Raw genomic sequence first — 24,299 nt, forward strand, 5'->3', positions numbered from 1 at the left:
CGAAAGATAGGTCCCGCGAAGATAAGCCGGGGACTAATGAGCCGCCGTCAACGAGAATCCGCGCCCTTCCGGCAGTCGGCACAATGACAGGCCACAAGCTTTTTTCGTATGTGGCTCTCACGCTGACCGCCTCGGCAAGCGTGTGCACGGCACAAACACCACCACACGCTACGATTAATGATTTCATCGGCAATTGGGTCGTGACCGATGTAGTTGACTATGCCGATATTTCTGGTGGCATCCCCGAAGCAAAACGGATTCTCGGCATGACGATGACAATTACGCCGCAATCCATGAGCTTCGACAGTGAAACCTGCAAGCCCAACACAGGTTTTACCGTCAAGCGAATTGACACGCTTTCGGCGTTGAAGAAACAGTTCGACCTTCGCGTGAATGAGACCGGGTTGCCCGCTACAACCGTTGTCGTAGATAGCGACAATTGTTTTGCGATCTTCCGGATGGACGCTCACAGGATTGTTTTTGGATGGGACGGGATCATCGTTCGCGCCATCCGCGATCAGTGAGAGCTCGTTGAGTACCCGTCCCAGAGGCCCGGGCCTTTTACTGATCGACCCCAATAATCACGCTCGACGCCTTGAAAACCGCCGTCGCCGCCTTGCCGCTCGCGAGGCCGAGGCGCTCGACGCTGTCGTTCGTGATGATCGCCGCAATCTGCGCGCTGCCGGCACTGATCGTCACTTCCGAATTGACGGCGCCCCTCGTCACCGCTGCGACGGTCCCTTCGATGCAGTTGCGCGCCGACACCTGCTGCCTCGCGACATCGACCATTACGATCACCGACGATGCCTTCACGAGCGCAAACGCCTGCTTGCCGGTCGCCAGCCCGAGCGACTTCGCGCTGCCGTGCGTGATGATCGCGACGACCTCGAGACCGTCCGGCGTGCGCAGCGTGACTTCGTCGTTGACGGCACCGTGCTTGAGGTCGGTGACTTCGCCGCTGAACTGATTGCGTGCGCTGGTTTTCATGGCAGACTCCCTGGCGATTGTCGCGCGTGGCGACGCGCGGGTGGACGGATGAAGCGAGTGTAGTCGAAGCCGCGCGCGCCGCCGCCCAACATCCGATGCGCCGTGCGCATCGCCGACACCGTATCATCTTGGCCGTGCACCTCATACGCCGAATCTTTATGCCCGTCGCCGTTCTCTCCCGCCGTGCCTGCCGCGCCGTCGTGCTGTGCGTCGCCGTCGCGACGCTCGCCGCGTGCAGCACGCCAACGCCGCCGCGCGGCACGCACGCGTTCGTCGACAACGTCACGCTGTTTTCGCTCGCCCATTACGACCAGAACGTCGATCACTGGCTCGATCCGAACAGCCCCGACTACGATCGGCCGTTTCTCAGCGCCGCCGAGCAGCGCGCACATTTCGACGCGCTGTTCGCGCGCTACTTCGGCACGGGCGAGAACGCGCCGTCGCCGTGGAATCCCGCCTGGGTGACGACACGCGTGCTTCGCGAGCAGGGCGAGGACATTGCCGCACTGCAACAGCGCCGCATCGACAGGTTCGACAACACCGGCAAGCGTGGCGGCATCATCGGTTACGGCGAAAACTTCCGGCCGCACGACAAGGCGTGGATCGACGCGATCGCGCGCAACATCAACCTCGCGCAGTTCACGCAAACGCCGGTCTATCAGCCCGAGCGGCGCGCGATCGCGACCGGCAACCTGATGGTGCGCGAGTTGCCTACCACCGATCCGTCGTTCTACGACCATCGCCTGGCCGGCGAGGGTTATCCGTTCGACAACCTGCAGATCTCGGCGGTGCGGCCCGGCACGCCGCTCTATGTGCTCGGTAGCAGCGTCGACGGCGCGTGGCATTACGTGCAGACGCCCGACGTGCAGGGCTGGGTGCGCAGCGACGGCGTCGCGTTCGCCGACGATGGTTTCATCGATCAATGGCGCGCGGCGGCCGGGAAGTCGCTAGGCGCGGTGATCGTCGCGTCGGCGGCGGTCAACGACAGCCACGGCGTGTTCCGCTTCGCTGCCCCGGCCGGGACGATGCTGCCGCTGGTGGCGGGTGCCTCGGCATCGCCAGCCGCGACCAGCACCAATGCAGGCACACTCCAACTCCTCGTTCCCGCGCGCGACGTCGACGGCCGCGCGCTGATCCGCACCGCGTCGCTCGACGCCACGCAGATCACGCCGATGCCGCTCGCCGCGACGCCGCGCCATCTCGCCACGCTGTTGAAAGCGCTGATCGGCCGGCCGTACGGCTGGGGCAATAGCGGGCTCTACAACGACTGTTCGTCGGAACTGCAAAGCATCTTCGCCGCGTTCGGCGTGTGGCTGCCGCGCCATTCGTCGACGCAGATGGGCGCCGGCCGCATGGTCGATCTGTCGGAGTCGACACCCGCCGAACGGCTCGACTATCTGGCGCGGCATGGCGTGCCGCTGCGCACGCTGATCTACATCGGCGGCCACGTGATGCTGTACCTCGGCAACACGACGCGCAACGGCGCCACGGTCCCCGTCGTCTATCAGGACGTGTGGGGCCTGCGCCCGGCCGACAACAGCCGGCGCGCGGTCATCGGCGGCTCGGTGATTCTGCCGCTCGACGAGCGCATCCCCGAGGACGCGACGCTGCAGTCGCTCGCCGCGACGCCCACGTTCCAGATCAGCATCCTCGGCGCGCCGGCGGGCAGCACGGCGCCGTCGTCCGCGCCGCCGGCAGACGAGGACAATCCGGCGGGATAAATGGCGGGCCGCCCTCCCCCGCGCCTGAAAATATTTTTTTCGGAGTGTCGATCCGACGGTGACCAACTCGTCGTAACGTTGAAGAGCCAGCTCATGCAGCCGGTCTTTCCCCTGAGGAACCGTTACTTCAAGGAGTCACCGTCATGTCCAGTGCCGCAGCCAAACCGATCCCGGACGGGATGCACTCGCTCACGCCGTACCTGATCTGCAAGAACGCCGCCGAAGCGATCGCGTTCTACACGAAAGCCTTCAACGCCGTCGAACAGATCCGTCTGCCGGGCCCCGACGGCAAGGTGATGCACGCGACCCTGAAAATCGGGGACTCCATGCTGATGCTGACCGACGAATGGCCCGAGCACCAGACCTTCGGCCCGAACACGCTGAAGGGCACGCCGGTCACGATTCACCACTACGTACCGGACGTCGACGCGAGTTTCAAACAGGCGGTCGACGCGGGCGCGACCGTCACGATGCCCGTCACCGACATGTTCTGGGGCGACCGCTACGGCCAGGTCAAGGACCCGTTCGGCCACAGCTGGTCGCTCGCGACGCACAAGCGCGACCTGAGCACCGAGGAAATCCAGCAGGCGATGGCCGCGATGGACTGTTCGTCCCAAGAGAAGAAGTGAGCGGCCGATGGGCGTCGGGCAATCGCACGCCCACGCCCACCGACACCAGTCCCGAAGGAGCAACGTCATGCAGAAAATCGCGCCGTGCCTGTGGTTCGACGGCAACGCGGAAGAAGCCGCGGAGTTCTACACGTCGGTGTTTTCGGCGTCGCGCATCGCCACCACGCTGCACGCCACGGACGCCGGCCCAGGACCGGCGGGCAAGGTCGTCGCCGTCACCTTCGAAATCGAAGGCCAGGAGTTCATGGCGCTGAACGGTGGCCCGCAATACAAATTCACGCCGGCCATCTCGCTGTTCGTGCACTGCGACTCGCAGGAGGAAATCGATCGCTACTGGTCGAAGCTGCTCGACGGCGGCGGCGAGCCGTGGGCCTGCGGCTGGCTGCGGGACCGCTTCGGCGTGTCGTGGCAGATCGCGCCCAACGTGCTGCTGCAGATGCTGCGCGACCCGGATCGCGCAAAGGCAAGCCGCGTGATGGCGCAGATGATGAAGATGGTCAAGCTCGATATCGCGCCGCTCGAACGGGCGTATCGCGGCGAATAGGACGGCGGCCAGCGGGCGCCCCGCCTCGCCCGCGCGATCTTTTGATAGGATCGGTCTCGACCCCAATACGGCGAGACAACCACGGTGCGCGTCAACCATCAGGCCTTCTTCTGCTCGCTGTTCATCGCGCGTCTCGCCGATCAGATCCTGCTCTTTCTGGTGCCGCTCGTGGTGTTTCAAACGACGCGCCAGGTCTCGTGGTCGGGGCTCGCGTTTTTCATCGAAACGCTGCCGCGCTACCTCGTGTTCCCGTTCTTCGGCGCGCTCTGCGACCGCTTTCCACCGCTACGCCTGATGCGGCTGAGCCAGGCGGTGCGTGCGCTCGCATGCTTCGGCGGTATCGCCGCATATGCGCTGTTCGGCGGCATCGGCTGGCTGATCGCGCTGTCGGCCGCGTGCGGCGTGCTGACGAGCCAGGGGCTCGTCGCGCGCGAGGTGATGCTGCCGCAGATCTTCAGCACGCAGCAAATCCAGAAGGTGCTCGCGTATTCGCAACTGGCCGATCAACTCGGCTTCGTGCTTGGGCCAATGCTCGCCGCGTTGCTGCTCGGTGTGTGGCATTGGGAATCGGTGGTCGCCGCGACCGGCGTGCTGTTTCTGTGCGCCGACGCCGCACTGTTCGTCTGGCAGCGACTGAGCGGCTTTCGCGCGCCTTCGCCGGTGTCCGCTCGATCGCTCACGCCCGCCGCTCACTGGACCACGCCGCTGCGCATCGCGCTCGATCACGTGTGGACGCTGCCGGGCCTGAAGAAGGTCATCATGCTCGCGGCCGCGGAGAACCTCGTCATCGGTGTCACGCTTGCGACGTCGGCGGCGATGGTGACGGGTTTGCATGCGCAATCGAGCCGCTACTACGCCGGTCTGCAAACGGCCGGCGCGCTCGCCACGGTGCTGGTGCTGCTGACGGTTGCGCGCGCCGGATGGCCGGCGCGCGTGCTCGGTCTCGTCGCATTCGTGACGATCTGCGCGGGCGGCGTGATCGCAGGCGCGAGCGCGTCGCCGTGGGGCTATGCGCTCGGCTTCCTGCTGATCGTCGGCTTCGACAAGATGTTCAACGTCTACATCCGCAGCGCGCGTTTGCAGATCATCCCGCCCGAGGACTACGGCAAGACCATCGGCGTCGCGATTCTGCTGAACAACCTGACGCAGCCGCTCGCCGGCCTGCTCGTCGGCGTGTTCTCGGCGAGCACCCAAACCGGCCCACTGATCGTCGCGCTGTCGCTGACGATGGGCGGCATCGGCGCGGCGGTACCGATCGGCTCGGCGCTGCTGCGCCGCAGGCGTGCGTGGGCGCTCGAAGACTAACGGCGCTTCGACGCGCGACGACACGCTCGAAGTTACCCACAGTTTTTGTTGGCAAATCTGTGCATAACTTCCCGGAAAAATCCGCAAGCCTTTGATACGGCTGTCGTTTTTTCGTCTGCATCGAAGGTGCGGCAGCGCACGGAGTTTTACCGGGGTTCATGAGCGGCCGGCTGCGCGCAGACCGTCGTCAGCGCCGTGCGCATGCGAAGAGTTTCATCAGATTTACACGCCCGTCGGCTAAACCCGGCACGCTGTAATTCGTGACAAAAATGTCACGTTCTATTGCAGCGCAATTAGCCGCATTTCTGCTTAAGAATTCACGAAAAGAAACGATCCACACATAGCCTGAATTTTTTGTATCGATGACAATGGGTCTGCATGCCCTGACGCAATCGGGGCCCACGCTTCCGCTTAGGATAAGGTAGTGAGTCAATTCGATGTGAACTCGATCCGAATATCCGCCGCAAATCATTATTAACAGATATAAATCGTTAAATCCTGATCTGCTAAATTCAATTTAAATCACATTTGTCAAATGCGTCCGGCGTACCGCATCTTTAAACAAATGCTTCGGCGAGCGCAGCAATTACGGCGCGAAACCAGCGCCGTGCCCGCGGACGTCGGCCCCGCGCTACGCGAAGACGCGGATGCTGCCGGCGTGTCGCAGGGACGGCGGCGCGCGCTGAAAACGCTCTCGGGGCTTGCGATCGCCGCGCCCGCGGGCTGGCTCGCGAGCCGCTTGCCGTGGCAGATGTGGACCGCCGAATTCCACACCGCGACTGGCGAACTGGACGACGTGCTGCTGGCGGACGGCACTCAGATCACGCTGGGCAGCGCGAGCGCGATCAACGCCGCGTTCGAGGCGAACGTTCGGCGCGTCGATCTGCTCGGAGGGGAAATCATGGTGCGGCCCGTGATCGATGTTGGCGGCGCACCGGGCGCCCGAACGACTCATGCGCCTTTGCTCGTGCAGACGGCCGAAGGCGTCGTCGAAGCGCGCGGCGCGCAGTTCAGCGTGAGGCAACGGGATGGTTTCACACGCGTGGCCGCGTTTCGCGGCGACGCGTTGGTGAAGCCGGCATCGGGCGCGGCGCTGGTGCTGACGCAAGGACAACGGTGCACGCTGACACGCTTCGGCGTCGCGGCGCCGCAAGCGCTCGACCCGCGCGAGGCGATGTGGACGCGTGGCCTGCTCTACGCGAACAACATGCGTATCGCGGATCTCGTCGACGAACTCGCGCGCTATCACGCCGGCGTATTGCGCTATGCCGACGACGTCGCCGATCTGCGCGTGTCGGGCATCTATCAGCTCACCGATACCGACGCGACGCTCGCGCTGCTGCAGCGGACCTACCCGATCCGCTTGCGCTCGATCACACCTTACTGGACCCTCGTCGAAGCGCTCGACAGCGCGAGAATCTGACGCTCAGGCCGCGACGGCCTGCGTCAACGCGAACCCTTGCTCGCCCTGCTCGCCGCCCAGCGCATCGAGCAGATCGCGCAGCATGCGGTCGAGCTCGGCCGTCATCAGCGCGACGTCGGAATCGAAGCGCTCGTCGTCGTTCTGCGCGGTCGGGTCGCTCGCTTCCTTGAGCACGTCGAGCGGCGCGACGCGCTTGATCGTCAGCGACGGCGTCAGCACGAACGACACGCGATCGTTCCACGTCATCGCAAGCCGCATGCATTGTTTGCCCGCCTCGATGTGGCGGCGCATGTCTTCGGCGTCCAGCGCATGCCCGACATAGCGCACCGTCGCGTTGCCCTCGGCGGGCGAACGCAGCTCGGTGTCCTGATCGAGCGTGAAACCCGCCGGCGCGTCGCCGTCGAGCAGCCAGCCGGTCATCGCCGCGACCGGCGACTGCGCGACGCGCACCGTCATCAGCGGCAACTGGTCGATCGACTTGACGAGCAGACCGCGCACATCGTCGGCGAGCGCCTGCGACGCCGCGTCGATCACGAGCCAGCCATTCGTGCAATCGATCCACACGCGCGTATCGCGGCGGATGCTGAACGCGCGCGGCCGCAGTTCGTCGGTGACCTGCTCCTTCAGGTCGCGCATCTGCTTGCGGCCCGGCCTGAAGCCCTGCTGCTCCTCGAGCTCGGCCGCGCGCTCGCGCGTGACCTGGGTGACGACCGACGCGGGCAGCAGTTTCTTCTCGGCACGGAACGTCAGCAGCATCTGACCGTTCATTGCGTAGACCAGCGAGTCGCCGTCGCGCGGGGGCGCCCAGCCTTGGGCCTGCATCTCGATGCTCTGGCCGGGCGCGAATGCGTACGGCGCGAGCCACTTCTGCATCTGTTCAGGGTTAACGGACCACGGCGCGGGCAGACGGTGCAGCTGAAGGTTTTTGAACCACATGAGCGAAGTCGGATTTAGGCAAAGCGCAACATTTTATCCGAGGAGAACCAGCCGGGGCGTTCTGGCGGACGCGATCCTGCAGACCGCCTAATTTCAAAAATTAAACGAAAATCTCTCCAACTGCGGCCCAATTATCAAAACGTCGCCGATCTCAGCACAATGCGCTTCATCAACCCACTTCCCAGGAGCGCCGCCATAGTCGAAGCGGTCATGGTTTGGCCGTAGCCGGCCGCCCGCGCGTTCTGGCGGCAAATCACCTACACTTTTGGACAGGACAGACCCAGACGGAGGCGGTCATGGCCGACCAAACCGCAAGCTGGCAGACGGTGCAATACGAGGGCTTCGAGATACACGTGTCACCTGTCGCGAAGGATCCGCCCGACCCGGCGCATGCCGCCGATGCGGCCGCGAAAAACAGCCGCTACACGTATCTAGGCTACGTCTGCCATCCGGGCGCCAACCCCCAGCTTCCCGGCCAAGCGGTGCCGTTTCACGCGGACGGCGAGGAGAGCTTCGCGAGCCTCGCCGACGCGCTCTACGAAGCGGTGCACGTGGGACGCAGCATCGTCGACGGCACGCATCCGGATCTGACGGTGCTGCCGCTCGTAACGCGCGGCGTTTGACACACGCAGCGCGTCAAGCAGCCGTTTTCGGCTCGCCGCCCGTCAGCCAAACGCGCGCTTGATGCGCGACTTCAGCAGTGCACGGCGCAGCCGTCCGGTGCGCTCGGGCTCGCTGACCGCGAGCGCGCCGTCGATGGCGGTGCCGCGGCGCAGGTAATAGCGGTCGAAGGTCGCCTGTGTCATCCCCCACTTGTTGAGGAACTGGCGACGCCCGTCGTTCTTCACGATCTTGCCGGTGCTCTTCTGCTGGAAGTGATAGACGAGACTGTCGCCGACGCCGACGAACACGCGGCAGCCCGCGTCCCACAGCTTCATCGAGAAATCGTTGTCGCTGCTCATGCCGGGGCTCAGTTCGCTGCTGTAGCCGCCCACCTTGAACCACCAGTCCCGATGCACGAGCGTCGGCGGCCACGTCGCGCCGCGCCAGTCGGCGCGCACGAGACCGGCCGCGGCGGCGACCAGCTCGTCGGCGCGAAACGCCTGCGCGTCGCGGCCGAAGTCGCGCACGACCACGCATGGATTGCCCGAATCGACCGGCTCGATCATCGTGCCCGACAACATGAACAGGTTGTCGGCCGGCATCTGCGCGAGACGCTTGACGAGCGCGTCGTCCCAGCCGGGGCAGCAGTACATGTCGTCGTTCATGTAGACGATGTAGTCCTGCGTCGCGCGCGCCGCCGCGATATTGACCGCGTGGCAGATGCCGATATTGCCGGGCGACGCCGTGTGCTCGATGCCCTCGTCGCGCACCCACGCGAGCGTGCCGTCCGAACCGTCGTTCACGTGCACGATGAGCTGGTGCGGATGCGTCGAATGACGGCGCAGGCTTCTGATCACGAGGCGCAGATAAGGCAGGTTGTTCCAGGTCGGGATGATGATTGAGAACATCGAGTCGGTCCGTTGAGCTGGGCGCGGGGCGCGGCATGCGCCGCGCCCCGGCCATGAATGTCGCGCGATTGTACCGCCCCCGCCTGCTCGCACGACAGACGCCGCCCGCGCCGCCCCACCCGCATGCCGCGGACCAGCGGAACCTTCCCGCGTGCGGCAGCAAGCATTTCGCAAGGAAGCGCATGGTTATAATCCGGAGCGCGCTACCGTCTTGAGAAACTCAAATGGTCCGGCACCCCCTGCAATTTCACCACCGGAACGGTAGTGTTTTCATCGATAACGTAGACCTATGATTTTTGCTTCCAGTCTGGTCTGGCTCACGTCGGCTCTGCTGTTTCTCGCGCCCGCCGTCAATCTGATGTGGCGCGGCGGCACCGGCTACTGCTTTTTCGCGCTCGTCGCGCTCGCGCTCGGCGCGGCCATCGTCAACCGGCGCATGCCGGGCTATTTCTCCGCGTTGCGGACCTACCGCTGGTTCACGATCGGCATGCTCGCGTTCGTCGTCGGGATCGGCGCGCAGCAGTTGGTGCTCGGCTACTGGCTGCCACGCGAATTCGACAATGCGTCGCGTTTCGTGCTCGCGCTTCTGGTGTTCCTGCTGCTGCGGCAATTGCCGTCGCGCAATCTGCGCTTGATCGGCTGGGGCTGCGCGGCCGGCGCGCTCGCGGTCGGCGCATGGGCGTTCATCGATCAGCCGCCCGGCGGCTGGACCGACGCGAACCGGCTGAACAACTCGTACACGAACGCGATTCCGTTCGGCGATACCGCGCTGCTGCTCGGGTTCCTGTCGGTGTTCACGCTTGGCTGGGACAATCCGCGCGACTGGCGCGTGCTGGTGCCGCGCGTGCTCGCGCTGGTGTCGGGCGGCTATGCATCGTTTCTGTCGGGCTCGCGCGGCGGCTGGGTCGCCGTGCCGGTGTTCGTCGTGCTGCTCGGCATGCAGTACCACTGGTTCACGCACAAGAAGCGCCTGCTGATCGCGACGCTCGTCATCGTGATCGGGGCGGGCGGTCTGTTGTCGACCGAACGGGTTCAGAAGCGCTTTGCCGAGGTGCCGAACGACGTGTCGATGATGCGCAAGGGCGAGGACGACACGGCCACCGGCCTGCGCCTGCAACTGTGGAACGCGTCGCGGATGATGTTCGAGCGGCATCCGGTGTGGGGCGTCGGCAAAGGCCATCTGGTCGACGAGCTCGGCGTGATGGCGAAGCGCGGCGAAGTGAAGGCCGAGATCGTCAACGAGCGCGCGCATAGCGACTTTTTCTCGACGCTCGCCGAGATGGGCGCGGTCGGCGTGATCTGCCTGTTGCTGTTCTACTACGGGATCACGGTGTATTTCTGGCGACACCGGCATGCGACCGATCTGGCGATTCGCGCCGCGTCGTACGCGGGTCTCGCGGTCGCGGCGAGCACGGTGATCTTCGGGCTCACTATCGACGTGCTGGTGCCGATGATGGTGGCGGTGCTGCTCGCCTCGCTGGTGGCGACGCTGCTGGCGGTGATCGATGCACGCAAGCGCGAGTTGCGAAGCGAAGCGCGGACCCCGCCGGCGCCAGCCGCGGTCGTGCGCGAGACGCAGCCGCGCGATTGATTTTGATTTGACGAGAAGCGGCAACCCGAGCGCGGAGCGCCGCCCTCATCCCCGCGTGAACACCTCGTAAAGCGCCGCGACGTGCGCGTCGACGCTCGGGTCGTACACGAGGCTGTCGCGCGGCGTCGCGATGCGCGCGGCGCCGCTCTTCACGCGCTCGACCGCCTGCTCGATCGCGCGCTCGAAACTGCCCGCGGTCTGCCGCGAGAACTCGATCTTCGCGGCACCGGTCACGGTCTCCGCCGAGCCGACGTTGTCGGCGATCACGAGCGGCGTGCCGCACATCACCGACTCCACGCCGACGAGCCCGAACGGCTCGTACGCCGACCCGACGACCGTGAAATCGGCGGCCGCGAACAGTTTTTCGATCTCCTTGCTGTAACCCGCGTAACGAATTGTGTCGCCGGTTTTCGGCACCGGGCGTCCCGCGACGACGAGGCAGACCGGCAGCGTCGTGCGCGAGAAAAACGCTTCGAGCAGCGGATAGCCCTTGCGCTCGTGACTCGTCGACGAGAACACGAACATCACGCGATCGTCGGGCACGCCGAGCTGGCGGCGCACGGCCGCGCGCGCGGCGGCGTCGAGCGGCCGGAAGCGTGCGGTATCGACGGGCGGATAGAGCACGTCGATCCGCGCGGCCGGCACGTCATAAAACCGCTGCAACTCGCGGCTCATCAATTGCGAATGCGCGACGATCGAGCGCGCCCGCGTGTAGACGCGCCGCTCGAGCTCGATCTGCCATTCGTCGCTGCGGCGCGGCGCGCGGCCCGCGGCTTCGAGCGAACCCGGATGCGTGCCGCCGCACAACGCGACGTCGGCATGCGTCGAGTGATTGATCGAGAACACGCACGCCGGAAGATGCCGCTTCAACCGCTGCTTCAGACGCCAGTCGAACGCGAGGTTGCGCAGCTTGCGCGGCGCCCAGCGTACGTCGAGCGGCTGCGCATCGATCCACGCGGCCTCGGGCAGCGCGCGGTCGATCTCGCGCGCGTACAGCGTCGGGCGCAAACCCATGCGATGCAGGCCGGCGATCACGTCGCGCGTGTAGCGCTCGGCGCCACCGCTGTTCTTCAGCGCCTGGGCGGTCAGCGCGATGTCGGTGAGGGGACGGCGGTTCGGGTCGAGGGCTGCGTCGCGGGTTGGCTCTGACAAGGATCGGTCTCGGTGAGGCGCACGCGCGGGCGAGGCCGTGGGTGCGCAGTTTCGGGGCAGCGGCAATTGTAAAGGATGGCGTTCGCCGGCTTCGGCTCGGGGTGCCCGGGTTTGCCGCGTGCGTCGCGCGGCGCGACCGTCAGCGGCTAGAATCTAGGCCAATCGCCTTCGTCCCGACTCCATGACCGATTGCCCGCCGTCCGCCGCAACCGCCGACACCACCCGCCCGCTCGTCTCGATGCTGGTGATCGCCTACAACCAGGCAGAGCAGATCGGCGACGCCGTGCGCAGCGCGCTCGCGCAAACCTACGAGCCGCTCGAAATCATCGTCTCCGACGACGCGTCCAGCGACGCCACCTACGCCGCAATCGAAGCGGCGCTCGCCGGCTACGCGGGCCCGCATCGCGTGATCGTACGGCGCAATACCGTGAACCAGGGCATCAGCGCGCACCTGTCGCAACTCGCGCAGCTCGCGCACGGCGAGCTGCTGTTCGTCGCCGCCGGCGACGACATGTCGGCGCCCGCGCGCTGCGAGCGCGTCGTCGACTGCTGGCTCGCGCATGGGCGCCGCCCCGACCTGATCGCCACCGATCTCGCCGACATGGACGAAGCGGGTCACGTGCACGAGCGCGTGAGCCCGACCGAGCTCGATCGCTATCGCAGCTTCGACGACTGGCTCGTCGAGCGTCCATGGCTGATCGGCGCGGCACATACGTGGTCGCGACGCCTGATCGAGCGCTTCGGGCCGATGCTGCCGGGCGCCGCGGCCGAGGATCAGATCATGGTGCTGCGCGCGATCCTGTCGGGCGGCGCGATCAGTCTGCGCGAGCCGCTGGTGCGCTATCGGCGCGGCGGACTTTCGCGCAAGCGTCGCTACCAGTCGGTCGACGAGCTGATCGCGCGGATGCGGCAAAGCAATCGCTACGGACTCGCGGAGCTCGCGCAACTGCAGCGCGACGCTCAGATCGCCGGTGTGGGCGAACGCATGCGCGCGGCGATGGCGCCGAAGCTCGCGCGCGAGCAGTTCATCCATGCGATGTTCGAAGCGGGCAGCCTCGGCGAACGCCTCGGGCTGGTGACGCGCAGCGCCGGCGTGAAGCTCGGGCTGCGGATTCGGATGTTCCTGTATGCGAGTTGCCCGACGGTCTACGCGCCGGGCATCTGGATCAAGCGGGTCGTGCGGGGCAGAAAGGCCTGAAGACGACGATAGGGTCTGGCGGTGCTTTGCGACGCGACACGAGTCACGAAACTCTGCGCGACGCACCCCGCCGCTGCCGCAAGCGTCGCGCGAGACTCGGCCTTCGCACCTCGACGCCGAAGCTCAGCACGCTCGCGCGCAAGCGCCGCAACATCTTCACCGAGCGCACGAAGGTCTCGCCGGTGTGGCTGATCATCACGAACTCGAATGCGCCGCGCCAGCTCGCGACACCGCGCGAAAACGCATACATGTCGTGACGCGCATCGACGGGCAGCTCGGCGCCGAAGCGTCGCACGAACACCCGCACCTGATCCGCGATGGCTTCGATCTGCCGCCGCCGGCTCGCGCCGCGCCGTCGTGCCGCCTCGGCGCCGCATTCGTCGCGCGCCGCGCCGCGCTCGTTGGTCGCGCTTGCGCCGACCGCATTGCCGTCATGCTGCCGATACTTCAGATGCGGCGCCGCGACGTGGCGAATCTCGCCGAACGACGCGACCACCATCGCGAGCCACCAGTCGTGCATCACGATGCCGGGCGGGAACGGCAGCGCGCGTTCGAGCGTCGCGCGATTGACGAGCATCGCGCAGCCGGGCACATGGTTGCTCAGCAGAAAATCGCGCAGTCGCGTCGCGCAGCGCGACTTCGCGGTGATATCGAACAGCGAGCGTGACATACAGCACAGCGTCGAGTCGACGAGCTCGATGTCGCAGAACGCGAGCGCCGGCGTCGCGGCGGCGTCGCCCGCGCTTTCCACGCGGCGCAGCTCGCGCATCAGATCGGTGACCTTCTCGGGCGCCCAGACGTCGTCCTGGTCGGCGAGCGCGATGTAGTCGCCGCGGCAGCCGGCGAGCGCGCGCTCGAAATTGCCGACGATGCCGGCCCGCGTGCCATCGCCGACGAGCCGCACCGGCACGCGTCCCGTATGGGACGCGAGCAGTTCGCGGGTGCCGTCGCAGGAGGCGTCGTCGGATACCACGACTTCGAGATGGGGCCAGCTCTGCGCTTCGAGCGAAGCCAGCAGCTCGGGCAGATAAGTGCGGCCGTTGTACGTCGCGAGCGCGATGGAGACGAGCGGCTTGCTCGGATCGTCGTGAGACATGGGCAGTCGATTTCCGCGAGGCGGACCGTGATTGCCCGCCAGCATGCGATTAGCGCCGAAAAAGCGCAATAAATTGAGACTTAGACGCAACACCGGCCCGCGCTTCCGTTCGCGATGTGCCGGATCAAACCGGGCTTTGCTGGAACTGGATGCGATGCAGATGGGCGTACAAGCCGTCGTGCTCGAGCAGCTCGCGATGGCTGCCGCGCTCGACGATCCGCCCCGCCTCCATCACGAGGATGCGGTCGGCGCGCTCGATCGTCGACAGGCGGTGCGCGATCACGAGCGTGGTGCGGCCTTTCATCAGCGTTTCGAGCGCCGCCTGCACGTGGCGCTCGGACTCGGAATCGAGCGCCGACGTCGCTTCGTCGAGAATCAGGATCGGCGCGTTCTTGTAGATCGCGCGCGCGATCGCGAGACGCTGGCGTTGGCCGCCCGACAGCATCATGCCGTTGTCACCGACGAGCGTCTCGATGCCCTGCGGCATCGCCTGCACGGTGTCCCACAGGTTCGCCGCGCGCAACGCCGCCTTGACCTTCTCCGCATCGACTTCCTGACCGTACGCGACGTTGTGCGCGATGGTGTCGTTGAACAGCACGACGTCCTGGCTCACCATCGCGATCTGGCTGCGCAGCGCGTGCAGGTCGTACTCGGGCAGCGCGACACCGTCGACCAGAATCGCGCCGCCGGTCGGATCGAAGAAGCGCGGCAACAGGTTCACGAGCGTGGTCTTGCCGCTGCCCGACGGCCCCGCGAGCGCGACCATCTCGCCCGGCGCGATCTTGAACGACACCTGGTCGAGCGTATGGCGGTTGTGCGTGGAGTTGGTGCCGTAGATGAACGACACGTCGCGGAACTCGACCTCGCCGCGCGCGTGAGCGAGCGGCTTGCCGCCGCCTTCCGGCTCGGCCGGCTCGTCGATCAGGCCGAAGATCAGCTCGGCCGCGGTCATGCCGCGCTGCAACGGCTGGTTCACGTCCATCAGATGCTTGAGCGGCGAGATGATCAGGAGCATCGACGTGACGAACGCGACGAAGCCGCCGACCGTCGTCTGATCCGACGACGACTGCACCACCGCGATCGTGATCACGACCGCGAGCGCGATCGACGCGAGGAACTGAGTCAACGGCTGCGCGAGGCCACCGGAGACCGTCATGCGCATCGCGTAGCCGCGCAGGCGCCGGCTCATCGCGGTGAAGCGGTCCGTCTCGTATTGCTCGCCGTTGTGCACCTTGACGACCTTGTAGCCGCCCACCGTTTCTTCGACGATATACGACAGCTCGTTGGTGAGCAGCTGATGCTCGCGGTTCAGTCGCCGCAGCCGGCGATTGATCTTGCCGACCAGCCAGCCGATGCCTGGCAGCAGCACCGCGACGATCAACGTCAGGCGCCAGTTCAGATAGAACAGATAGCCGAGCAGGAAGATCACCGTCAGCGAGTCGCGCACGAGCGTGACCATCACGCTCAGCAGCACGTTCAGGATCTGGTTGACCTCGAAGACGATCGCGTTGATCACCGTGCTCGCGGTTTCGCGCTGGAAGAACGCGACGCTCGTGTGGATCATGCGGTCGAACATCTTCAGACGCAGCTCGAGCAGGATCTTGTTCGACACGTACGCGAGCAGATAGCCGGACGCGTACTGCGACACGCCGCGAATCAGCGCGAGGCCGATCACCGCGATCGGCACGAGCCACTTGGTCTTGTCGACTGCGTGCGAGCCGAAGCCCTTGTCGAGCAGCGGCTTGAGCAGCGCGGGAATGGCGGCGTCGGTGCCGGCGCTCACCGCCATCGCAATGATCGCGCCGACCACGACCCACAGCAGCGGCTTGATGAAAGGCCACAGGCGCCGCAGGACGACGGCCGGCGACGACGCATCGCCTGCACCTATGGGTTTGCTTAACGTTGGCTTCGCGCTCAAGGAATCCTCTGGAAATGCGGAACGGCGAGCACGCGGCGCATGATTGGCCGGCCGCGTGAAATATCAAAAAAGAGCATTGTAATCGGTTGCAGATGACGGCCGGCGCTCGGCGCGCGACGGCATGCGCGCAACACCTGGCGGATCGGCGCCGTGGTGTGGGGCCGGATGAGATGTGTATACTCGCTGCTCGATTGCCGGGTCGCGACCCGCTCCGTCACTTCGTCCTCCACGCAACTCAGGTATGCAAGAAACCACTCTTGGCGTTGCCATCATCACCCGGAACGCGGCGGCGCGGCTGGCCGAATGCCTGCAGGCCGTGGCCTTTGCCGACCAGATCGTCGTGATCGACGGCGGCAGCACCGACGGCACCGCCGACATCGCTCGCTCGAACGGCGCGCGTGTCATCGAACAAACGGACTGGCCGGGCTTCGGCCCGCAAAAGAACCGCGCGGTCGATGCCCTGACGACAAGCTGGATCCTGTCGCTCGACGCCGACGAAATCGTCACACCGGAACTTGCCGCATCGATTCGCGCGACGCTCGCCGCGCCCGCCGCCGACGTCTATGCGGTGGACCGTCTGTCGAGTTTCTGCGGCCACTGGGTCCATCACAGCGGCTGGTATCCGGACTGGATTCCGCGCCTCTTCAAACGCGGCACCGCGCGCTTCTCCGACGACCTCGTGCACGAGCGCCTCGTGTTCGACACGCCCGCGCAACGCCTGACCGGCAAGCTGATGCACTACTCGTACGAGGACTATGAGAGCGTGCTGCGCAAGCTCGACGCGTATTCGACGGCCGGCGCGCGGCAGCGTTACGAGGCCGGGCAGAAAGGCAGCATTCGACTCGCGCTCGGGCGCGGCCTGTGGGCGTTCGTGCGGACTTATCTGCTGCGGCGCGGTTTTCTGGATGGCCGCGCCGGGCTGATGATCGCGCTGTTCAATGCGGAGACGGTGTACTACCGGTTTCTGAAGCTGGCGCGCCTGGAAAAAACGGGCGGGCGCTAAAGTTAGCCGGTACACGCGGCACCGGCCCATCCACAGCGCGGACCTCGCTCAATACACGATTTCGATCGAGCTTCCCGCAAACTCGCCGCGCAGCGCGGCGAGCAGTTCATCGGTCGGCTTCACGCGCCACGCGTCGCCCAGACGCATTTCGCCTTGCGCATGCTCGCTGCGATAAACGACCTGCACCGCGAGCCCGTTCGGAATCTGCACCGCTTGACGCTGACGGCCGCCGTCGCCGCCGAAGCCGCCACGCCCACCGCCATTGGCGCGCGGCGCGGCCGCCGGCGCGGCTGTGGCGGACGGCTCGTCCTTGCCGGCGGTGTGCGCTTCGAGCACCCGGCGCAATGCCTGCGCGTCCGCGTTGCCGTTCATCTGCACCTTCAGCGAGTCCGCGTAACGGCAGCGCGCGCGGCCGAGATCCATCACCGTTTCGACCGTGAAGCGGATGCCGCCCGTGAACGCGTCGTTGCGCGCCTGGCCCTGCACGACCAGCAGCTCGTCTTCCTTGAACAACTGCTTGTGCTCTTCGAAGACCTCGTTGAACACCGTCACTTCGCACTGGCCGGTGCCGTCGTCGAGCAGCGCGATCAGCATCTTGCCGCGCTGGGTCATCTGCGTGCGCAGCGACACGATCACGCCCGCGACCAGCTTGTCGCGCCCTTCCTTCAGCTCGCCGATCTTCTGGCGCACGAAGCGACGCACTTCGTCCTTGTATGCATCGAACAGATGGCCCGACAGGTAGAAACCGAGCGCGGCCTTTTCTTCCTGCAGCTTGCGCTTTTCCGGCCACTCCGGTTCGTCGACGAGTTCGTGGCCTTGCGACGGCGCGTCGCCCATGTCGAACAGGCCGGCCTGCAGCGCATTGGCCGCCGCCTGCTCGGCCGCTTCCATCGCGAGCGACACCGACGCGATCAGCTGCGCGCGGTTCAGATGCAGCGTGTCGAACGCGCCGGCGCGAATCAGCGCCTCGATCGTGCGACGATTGACGATGCGCCGATCGACGCGATTGCAGAAATCGAAGATGTCGATGAAGCGGCCTTCCTCGCGCGCGCGCAGGATTTCTTCGATCGCGTTCTGGCCGCTGCCCTTGATCGCGCCGAGACCGTAGCGGATCGTGCGCGAGCGCTTGCCGTCGGCTTCGGCGACCGGCTCGAAGCGATACGCGGACAGGTTCACGTCCGGCGGCAGCACGGCCATCCTGTTCGCGAGGCAGTCTTCGAACAGGATCTTGACCTTGTCCGTGTCGTCCATCGCGAGCGACATGTTGGCCGCCATGAATTCGGCCGGATGGTGCGCCTTCAGCCACGCGGTGTAGTACGCAAGCAGCGCGTAGGCGGCCGCGTGCGACTTGTTGAAGCCGTAGCCCGCGAACTTCTCCATCAGGTCGAAGATTTCGTCGGATTTCTCGCGCGTGAGGCCGTTGGTGGCCGCGCCTTCCGCGAAAATTTCGCGGTGCTTGGCCATTTCCTCGGGCTTTTTCTTACCCATCGCGCGACGCAGCAGGTCGGCACCGCCCAGCGAGTAGCCGCCGATGATCTGCGCCATCTGCATCACCTGCTCCTGGTAGACCATGATGCCGTAGGTCTCTTTCAGAACAGGTTCGACGCGCGGGTCCGGATATTCCACCACCTCGCGGCCGTGCTTACGCGCACAGAAGCTCGGGATCAGGTCCATCGGACCCGGGCGGTACAACGCGACGAGCGCGATGATGTCTTCGAAGCGGTCGGGCTGCGCGTCCTTCAGCATGCCCTGCATGCCGCGGCTTTCCAGCTGGAACACGGCGACCGTATTCGCTTTCTTCAGGATCGAGAATGACGCCGGGTCGTCGAGCGGCACCTGGGCGAGCGACCAGTCCTGCTTCGACGGATCGAGGCGGCGGATGTAGCGCTCGGCCCAATCCAGAATGGTCAGCGTGGTCAGGCCCAGAAAGTCGAACTTCACGAGACCGACCGCTTCGACGTCGTCCTTGTCGTACTGGCTGACGACGCCGCTTTCGTCGCCCTGCGTGTACAAGGGGCAGAAATCGGTCAGCTTGCCCGGCGCGATCAGCACGCCGCCCGCGTGCATGCCGACGTTACGCGTCAAGCCTTCGACGCGCTGCGCGAGTTCGAGCAGCTGGTGCACTTCGTCTTCGTTGTCGAAGCGCTCCTGCAACAGCGGCTCTTCCTTCATCGCGTCGGCGATCGTCACGTGCTTGCCCGGCTTGAACGGGATCAACTTCGCGATGCCGTCCGTGAACATGTAGCCGAGATCGAGCACGCGGCCGATGTCGCGCACCGCCGCCTTCGCCGCCATCGTGCCGAACGTCGCGATCTGCGACACCGCGTTCGCGCCGTATTTCTCCTTCACGTACTGGATCACGCGATCGCGGCCGTGCTGGCAGAAGTCGATATCGAAGTCGGGCATCGACACGCGTTCCGGATTCAGGAAACGCTCGAACAGCAGGTTGTAGCGCAGCGGATCGAGATCGGTCACGCCGAGCGCATAGGCGACCAGCGAACCCGCGCCCGAACCCCGGCCCGGCCCGACCGGAACCCCGTTGTTCTTGGCCCAGTTGATGAAGTCCGCGACGATCAGGAAGTAGCCCGGAAAGCCCATCTTGATGATCGTGCCGCATTCGAATTCGAGGCGCTGGTAGTACGTCGGGCGTTGCGCGTCGCGCTCGGCCTCGTCCGGATACAACTGTTCGAGCCGCTTTTCCAGGCCCTCTTTCGACAGCTGCACCAGGTAGTCGTCGAGCGACATGCCGTCGGGCGTCGGAAAGAGCGGCAGCTTCGGCTTGCCGAGTTCGAGCGTCAGATTGCAGCGCTTGGCGATCTGCACCGTGTTCGCCAGCGCCGAAGGAATGTCCGCGAACAGCGTGGCCATTTCCTGTTGCGTGCGGAAATACTGCTCGGCCGTGAAGCGCTTCTGGCGACGCGGATTCGCGAGAATGTCGCCTTCGGAAATACACACGCGCGCTTCGTGCGCGGTGAAGTCGTCCGGTGTCATGAACTGCATCGGGTGCGACGCGACGACCGGCAGTTTCAGCGATGCCGCGAGCGCGACCGCCTGCTGCACGTACTGCTCGCCGCCAGGCTGGCCATAGCGCTGCAGCTCGATATAGAAGCCGCCTGGGAACACCTTCGCCCAATGCTGCGCGTGGCGCTTCGCCGCCTCTTCGTTGCCGGCCGCCAGCGCGAGACCGATGTCGCCCTGCTGCGCGCCCGACAGCGCGAGCAGCCCTTCGCCCAGACCGGATTCGAGCCAGCCGGCTTCGATTTCCGCGCGGCCGCGATACTGGTTCGTCAGCGAGGCCTTGCTGAGCAATTCGCAGAGGTTCAGGTAACCGCGGCGGTCCTTGACCAGCAGCAGCAGGCGGGAAGGCTTGTCGCGGTCGTCAGGATTGGTGATCCAGACGTCGCAGCCGGCAATGGGTTTGATCCCTTTGCCACGCGCTTCCTGGTAGAAACGGACGAGGCCGAACGCGTTGCCGAGGTCGGTAAGCGCGAGCGCGCCCTGACCGTCTTTGGCCGCCGCCGCGACGATGTCGTCGAGACGCACGATGCCGTCGGCAATCGAGAATTCGGAGTGAACGCGGAGATGAACGAAGCGGGGATCTGACATGGGCGACATTGTAACTCCACCCTTCTGCGGATTTCAGGTCAAAACGGCGCGTTGGCCATCCGGCCAGGACGAGGTCGGAGCGAGCGCTGTTTGCGCTAGCGCAACTCGTTAGCCATTCGGCCAGGTCGGGGAAAATGCCGGGTTGAGGGATAATAGGGGTTTCGCCTCTCTCGACGTGGCCATTTAAGCGGCAAACGCGCGGCAAACGCGCGCGAACCCGCGCGGCAAACCCCGGGTCTCATACGGGGCGCAACAGCGGCGGCACATCCCGCCGCCCCTCGCCACGCCGGCCATCTTTACCGCAGAACACACATGAGTATCGTCAATCTCGCCGCGTATCAATTCGCAACCATCGAAGACACCGCCGCCTGGCGCCCGTTCGTCACCGAACGCTGCAATGCGCTCGGCCTGCGCGGCACCATCCTGCTTGCGCCGGAAGGCATCAACCTGTTCATCGCCGGCACGCGCGAGAGCACCGACGCATTCATCGACTACATTCGCCACGACGCGCTGTTCGAAGGCAAGTTCGCGAATCTGCAGTTCAAGGAAAGCCTGTCGGACAAGCAGCCCTTCACGCGCATGCTGGTCAAGCTCAAGCGCGAAATCATCACGATGAAAAAGCCGGCGATCCGCCCCGAGCTCGGCCGCGCACCGTTCGTCGACGCGCCGACGCTGAAGACCTGGCTCGACCGCGGTCACGACGACGAAGGCCGTCCGGTCGTGATGCTCGACACGCGCAACGCGTTCGAAGTCGACGTCGGCACGTTCGACAACGCGCTCGACTATCGGATCACGAAGTTCAGCGAATTCCCCGAGGTAATCGAGAACAACCGTGCCGATCTCCAAGACAAGACGGTGGTGTCGTTCTGCACGGGCGGCATCCGCTGCGAGAAGGCCGCGATCCATATGAAGGAGGTCGGCATCGAGAACGTGTACCAGCTCGAAGGCGGCATCCTCAAATACTTCGAGGAAGTGGGCGGCGCGCATTATCACGGCGACTGCTTCGTGTTCGACTACCGCACCGCGCTGAATCCGCAACTCGAACCGACCGCGACCGCGCAATGCTTCGGCTGCCGCGCGGTGGTCACGCCCGAGCAACAGCAATCGCCGATGTACGTCGCGGGCAAGACCTGTCCGGCGTGCCATCCGGACAGCAAGGCCGCGTGCGCCGCGTAATGACAGCCGGGGGGCTCCGTGACGCGGGCGCCTCGCCTGTCGTCCCCAAACCATGACCTATCGCGGACGCTTCGCGCCGTCGCCGACCGGCCCGCTGCATTTCGGCTCGCTGGTCAGCGCGCTCGCGAGCTGGCTCGACGCGCGCGCGCAGCGCGGCGCGTGGCTCGTGCGCGTCGAAGATATCGACGGACCGCGCACGATGCCGGGTGCCGCCGAGGACATCCTCGCGACCCTCGAACGTTTCGGCATGCGCGCGGACGAAACGCCGGTCTGGCAAAGCCAGCGCATGGCGCGCTATCAGCACGCGCTGGAGCAGTTGAAATCGACCGGTCTCGTCTATCCGTGCGGCTGCACGCGCAAGGAAATCGCCGATTCGCTGCTGCACGCGCACGCGCGCAACACTACACTCGCCTACCCCGGCACCTGCCGCACGGGTCTGCATGGCAAGCCGGCACGCGCGTGGCGCCTGCGCGTACCCGACGGCGAGCCCGCCGTGATCACGTTCGACGACCGCTGGCGGGGTCCGCAGACGCAAAATCTCGCGACCGAGGTCGGCGATTTCGTGCTGCGCCGCGCGGACGATCAGTGGGCATATCAGCTGGCGGTGGTGGTGGACGATGCGGACGCGGGCATCACGCACATCGTGCGCGGCGCGGATCTGATGGATTCGACGGCGCGGCAGATTTATCTGCAGCGTTGTCTGGGTGTGGCAACGCCCGAGTATCTGCATGTGCCGGTCGTCACCAACGAGCACGGCGAGAAACTGAGCAAGCAGAACGGCGCGACCGCGCTCGATAGCGACAAGCCGCTCGAAGCACTAGGCGCGGCGGCACGGCATCTGGGACTGAAGTTGGGAAGCGAGCCGCCCACGACGCTGGAGCAGTTCTACAGCGCCGCGACCGCGGCCTGGGCAAAACGGATGAACATTCGCGCATCCCGATGATGCGCGCGCGGCGTTGCGCCCGCGCGCCAAGCCTGCAACCCGCCTTACGACGACGAAGGTGTCTTCCTCGGCATCCCGAACCCACCGAGCAACGCGGCCAACTGGCGCTTTGGCGCCTGTTTCTGCGGCGCGCCGTTCGACGCGGCCGTCTCCTCGATCGTGCGCACCGAAGCCGGCGACGGCTCGTACGGCTTCAGAAAGAAATCGTCGACCGGTTGCGCGCGATGATGATGCGCACGGTCATACGAACCCGACGCCCCGCCCGTGCGACGGCGGCCGCGCTCGTCGCGCGATTCGCTGCGATCGCGGCGCGGCGGACGGTCCTCGTGATGATGGCGCATCGGCGCCTCGACGGTCAGGCGCTGCAAGTCGAGCGGACGCTTGATCAGCTTCTCGATGTCGGCCAGTTGCTTGCGCTCGTTCGGGCTGCACAGCGACAGCGCGTCGCCCGATGCGCCCGCGCGGCCCGTGCGGCCGATCCGGTGCACGTAGTCTTCGGCGTTGAACGGCAGGTCGAAGTTGATCACGGTCGGCAGTTCGACGATGTCGAGACCGCGTGCGGCGACATCCGTCGCGACGAGCGCCTCGACTTCGCCGCGCTTGAACGCATCGAGCGCCTGCATGCGCTCGCTCTGCGTGCGGTCGCCGTGAATCGCGGTCGCGACCACGCCGTCGCGTTCGAGACTGCGCGCGAGCCGGCTCGCGCCGATCTTGCTGTTGCAGAACACGAGCACCTGCTTCAGGCCACGCTCGCGGATCAGCTGCACGACCGCGCCGGTCTTGTCGCCCTCGGCGACTTCGTAGACGATCTGCGTGACATTGGTCGCGGTCGAGTTGCTGCGCGCCACTTCGATGGTCTGCGGGTTGCGCAGATACGTCGCGGCGAGCTTCTTGATTTCGCCCGAGAACGTCGCGGAAAAGAGCAGCGTCTGGCGCTCTTTCGGCAGCAGGTTCAGGATGCGCTGCAGGTCGGGCAGGAAGCCCATATCGAGCATGCGGTCGGCTTCGTCGAGCACGAGCATCTGCACCTGGCCCAGGTTCGCGGTTTTCTGCTGCACGTGATCGAGCAGACGGCCCGGCGTCGCGATCAGGATTTCAACGCCGCGGCGCAGCTGCTCGGACTGCGGATTCATGTCGACGCCACCGAACACGACCGCGCTGCGCAGCGCCGTGTGCTTCGCGTAGGCCTGCACGTTCGCGGCGACCTGGTCGGCCAGTTCGCGGGTCGGCGTGAGGATCAGCGCGCGGACCGGATGGCGCGCCGGCGACGCGCTCGTACTGGCCTGCGGCAGCAGGCGCTGGATGATCGGCAGCGAGAAGCTCGCGGTCTTGCCGGTGCCGGTCTGCGCGGCGCCCATCACGTCACGGCCCGCCAGCACGACCGGGATCGCCTTCGCCTGGATCGGCGTGGGCGACGTGTAGCCCGATTCCTTGATGGCCTTCAGGATGTCGGGCGCGAGGCCGAATTGATCAAAAGTCTCGGTGCTGGGCGTGACGGCTGTGTCGGACATGGTGGCTTTCGCTAAAAAGGCGCGTGGCGCGATGCGCGCGACAGCGGTC

The 24,299-nt window shown here is 65.8% G+C and carries 20 protein-coding genes; 12 read left to right on the forward strand and 8 right to left on the reverse strand.

The window, feature by feature from the left end:
* Positions 1-83 precede the first annotated feature (83 nt).
* Positions 84-524: a hypothetical protein gene (locus tag F6X40_RS05190; RefSeq protein WP_187627031.1), complete on the forward strand. Its 441-nt coding sequence runs from the start codon at positions 84-86 to the stop codon at positions 522-524.
* Positions 525-561: 37 nt separating this feature from the next.
* Here F6X40_RS05190 and F6X40_RS05195 read toward each other — a convergent pair whose 3' ends face one another.
* Complete coding sequence (locus F6X40_RS05195; RefSeq protein WP_187627032.1) at positions 562-987, reverse strand: molybdopterin-binding protein; 426 nt, start codon at positions 985-987, stop codon at positions 562-564.
* Positions 988-1,145: 158 nt separating this feature from the next.
* On the opposite strand from F6X40_RS05195, the gene F6X40_RS05200 reads away from it, so the two are divergent.
* The 5 genes from F6X40_RS05200 (at position 1,146) to F6X40_RS05220 (ending at position 6,609) form a co-directional block, all read left to right on the forward strand.
* Complete coding sequence (locus F6X40_RS05200; RefSeq protein WP_187627033.1) at positions 1,146-2,708, forward strand: SH3 domain-containing C40 family peptidase; 1,563 nt, start codon at positions 1,146-1,148, stop codon at positions 2,706-2,708.
* Between the two features lie 143 nt (positions 2,709-2,851).
* Positions 2,852-3,337 carry a VOC family protein gene (locus F6X40_RS05205; RefSeq protein ID WP_187627034.1) on the forward strand — a complete coding sequence of 162 codons (486 nt, stop codon included), beginning with the start codon at positions 2,852-2,854 and terminating at the stop codon, positions 3,335-3,337.
* A gap of 67 nt (positions 3,338-3,404) precedes the next feature.
* Positions 3,405-3,881 carry a VOC family protein gene (locus tag F6X40_RS05210; RefSeq protein ID WP_187627035.1) on the forward strand — a complete coding sequence of 159 codons (477 nt, stop codon included), beginning with the start codon at positions 3,405-3,407 and terminating at the stop codon, positions 3,879-3,881.
* Between the two features lie 84 nt (positions 3,882-3,965).
* The gene (locus F6X40_RS05215) at positions 3,966-5,186 is read left to right on the forward strand and encodes an MFS transporter (protein ID WP_187627036.1); all 1,221 of its coding nucleotides are present in this window, start codon (positions 3,966-3,968) and stop codon (positions 5,184-5,186) included.
* 607 nt (positions 5,187-5,793) lie between these two features.
* Positions 5,794-6,609 (forward strand): FecR family protein, encoded by an 816-nt coding sequence (locus F6X40_RS05220; protein ID WP_316251787.1) that lies wholly within the window; start codon positions 5,794-5,796, stop codon positions 6,607-6,609.
* Positions 6,610-6,612: 3 nt separating this feature from the next.
* Here the strand turns inward: F6X40_RS05220 and F6X40_RS05225 are convergent, their stop codons facing one another.
* Positions 6,613-7,545 (reverse strand): recombination-associated protein RdgC, encoded by a 933-nt coding sequence (locus tag F6X40_RS05225; RefSeq protein ID WP_187627038.1) that lies wholly within the window; start codon positions 7,543-7,545, stop codon positions 6,613-6,615.
* Positions 7,546-7,841: 296 nt separating this feature from the next.
* Between F6X40_RS05225 and F6X40_RS05230 the strand changes: the two genes are divergently transcribed.
* Positions 7,842-8,168 carry a hypothetical protein gene (locus tag F6X40_RS05230; protein WP_184065699.1) on the forward strand — a complete coding sequence of 109 codons (327 nt, stop codon included), beginning with the start codon at positions 7,842-7,844 and terminating at the stop codon, positions 8,166-8,168.
* Positions 8,169-8,210: 42 nt separating this feature from the next.
* On the opposite strand, the gene F6X40_RS05235 is transcribed toward F6X40_RS05230, so the two are convergent.
* Complete coding sequence (locus F6X40_RS05235) at positions 8,211-9,056, reverse strand: glycosyltransferase family 2 protein (RefSeq protein ID WP_187627039.1); 846 nt, start codon at positions 9,054-9,056, stop codon at positions 8,211-8,213.
* A gap of 289 nt (positions 9,057-9,345) precedes the next feature.
* On the opposite strand from F6X40_RS05235, the gene F6X40_RS05240 reads away from it, so the two are divergent.
* Positions 9,346-10,647 carry an O-antigen ligase family protein gene (locus tag F6X40_RS05240; RefSeq protein ID WP_187627040.1) on the forward strand — a complete coding sequence of 434 codons (1,302 nt, stop codon included), beginning with the start codon at positions 9,346-9,348 and terminating at the stop codon, positions 10,645-10,647.
* Positions 10,648-10,692: 45 nt separating this feature from the next.
* Here F6X40_RS05240 and F6X40_RS05245 read toward each other — a convergent pair whose 3' ends face one another.
* On the reverse strand, positions 10,693-11,799 hold the full coding sequence (locus F6X40_RS05245) for a glycosyltransferase family 4 protein (protein ID WP_187627041.1): 1,107 nt from the start codon (positions 11,797-11,799) through the stop codon (positions 10,693-10,695).
* A gap of 181 nt (positions 11,800-11,980) precedes the next feature.
* On the opposite strand from F6X40_RS05245, the gene F6X40_RS05250 reads away from it, so the two are divergent.
* On the forward strand, positions 11,981-12,997 hold the full coding sequence (locus tag F6X40_RS05250) for a glycosyltransferase family 2 protein (RefSeq protein ID WP_187627042.1): 1,017 nt from the start codon (positions 11,981-11,983) through the stop codon (positions 12,995-12,997).
* A 43-nt stretch (positions 12,998-13,040) separates the two neighbouring features.
* Here F6X40_RS05250 and F6X40_RS05255 read toward each other — a convergent pair whose 3' ends face one another.
* Positions 13,041-14,093 carry a glycosyltransferase family 2 protein gene (locus F6X40_RS05255; protein WP_187627043.1) on the reverse strand — a complete coding sequence of 351 codons (1,053 nt, stop codon included), beginning with the start codon at positions 14,091-14,093 and terminating at the stop codon, positions 13,041-13,043.
* 124 nt (positions 14,094-14,217) lie between these two features.
* Positions 14,218-16,011 (reverse strand): lipid A export permease/ATP-binding protein MsbA, encoded by a 1,794-nt coding sequence (msbA, locus tag F6X40_RS05260; protein ID WP_187627044.1) that lies wholly within the window; start codon positions 16,009-16,011, stop codon positions 14,218-14,220.
* A 241-nt stretch (positions 16,012-16,252) separates the two neighbouring features.
* Here msbA and F6X40_RS05265 point away from each other — a divergent pair, with 241 nt between their 5' ends.
* Positions 16,253-17,014 (forward strand): glycosyltransferase family 2 protein, encoded by a 762-nt coding sequence (locus F6X40_RS05265; protein WP_187627045.1) that lies wholly within the window; start codon positions 16,253-16,255, stop codon positions 17,012-17,014.
* A 48-nt stretch (positions 17,015-17,062) separates the two neighbouring features.
* Here F6X40_RS05265 and dnaE read toward each other — a convergent pair whose 3' ends face one another.
* Entirely contained in the window at positions 17,063-20,629 is a 3,567-nt protein-coding gene (gene dnaE / locus F6X40_RS05270; protein ID WP_187627046.1) for a DNA polymerase III subunit alpha, read from the reverse strand.
* Between the two features lie 303 nt (positions 20,630-20,932).
* Between dnaE and F6X40_RS05275 the strand changes: the two genes are divergently transcribed.
* Positions 20,933-21,796: a sulfurtransferase gene (locus F6X40_RS05275; RefSeq protein WP_184059422.1), complete on the forward strand. Its 864-nt coding sequence runs from the start codon at positions 20,933-20,935 to the stop codon at positions 21,794-21,796.
* 52 nt (positions 21,797-21,848) lie between these two features.
* Positions 21,849-22,739, forward strand: coding sequence for a tRNA glutamyl-Q(34) synthetase GluQRS (gluQRS, locus tag F6X40_RS05280; protein WP_187627047.1), 891 nt, complete (start codon positions 21,849-21,851; stop codon positions 22,737-22,739).
* Between the two features lie 44 nt (positions 22,740-22,783).
* Here the strand turns inward: gluQRS and F6X40_RS05285 are convergent, their stop codons facing one another.
* Positions 22,784-24,250: a DEAD/DEAH box helicase gene (locus F6X40_RS05285; RefSeq protein WP_184065672.1), complete on the reverse strand. Its 1,467-nt coding sequence runs from the start codon at positions 24,248-24,250 to the stop codon at positions 22,784-22,786.
* Positions 24,251-24,299: the final 49 nt, after the last annotated feature.

Origin of the sequence: Paraburkholderia sp. UCT31 (genome assembly GCF_014397655.1) — a bacterium.
Classification (GTDB): Bacteria; Pseudomonadota; Gammaproteobacteria; order Burkholderiales; family Burkholderiaceae; genus Paraburkholderia; species Paraburkholderia tuberum.